The sequence below is a fragment of the Janthinobacterium sp. BJB304 genome (genome assembly GCF_002735765.1).
GTDB lineage: Bacteria > Pseudomonadota > Gammaproteobacteria > Burkholderiales > Burkholderiaceae_D > Janthinobacterium.
On sequence record NZ_PDZN01000054.1, the window covers coordinates 1 to 818 of the forward strand.

At 52.3% G+C, this 818-nt stretch carries 1 rRNA gene; it reads left to right on the plus strand.

Features of this window, described 5'->3' with window-relative positions:
- Positions 1-818 (plus strand): 16S ribosomal RNA (locus tag CSQ95_RS28895); the annotation flags it as partial.

Here is an 818-nt window from a genome sequence, read left to right on the forward strand (position 1 = left end):
GGATGAAAGTGGGGGATCGCAAGACCTCATGCTCGTGGAGCGGCCGATATCTGATTAGCTAGTTGGTAGGGTAAAAGCCTACCAAGGCATCGATCAGTAGCTGGTCTGAGAGGACGACCAGCCACACTGGAACTGAGACACGGTCCAGACTCCTACGGGAGGCAGCAGTGGGGAATTTTGGACAATGGGCGAAAGCCTGATCCAGCAATGCCGCGTGAGTGAAGAAGGCCTTCGGGTTGTAAAGCTCTTTTGTCAGGGAAGAAACGGTGAGAGCTAATATCTCTTGCTAATGACGGTACCTGAAGAATAAGCACCGGCTAACTACGTGCCAGCAGCCGCGGTAATACGTAGGGTGCAAGCGTTAATCGGAATTACTGGGCGTAAAGCGTGCGCAGGCGGTTTTGTAAGTCTGATGTGAAATCCCCGGGCTCAACCTGGGAATTGCATTGGAGACTGCAAGGCTAGAATCTGGCAGAGGGGGGTAGAATTCCACGTGTAGCAGTGAAATGCGTAGATATGTGGAGGAACACCGATGGCGAAGGCAGCCCCCTGGGTCAAGATTGACGCTCATGCACGAAAGCGTGGGGAGCAAACAGGATTAGATACCCTGGTAGTCCACGCCCTAAACGATGTCTACTAGTTGTCGGGTCTTAATTGACTTGGTAACGCAGCTAACGCGTGAAGTAGACCGCCTGGGGAGTACGGTCGCAAGATTAAAACTCAAAGGAATTGACGGGGACCCGCACAAGCGGTGGATGATGTGGATTAATTCGATGCAACGCGAAAAACCTTACCTACCCTTGACATGGCTGGAATCC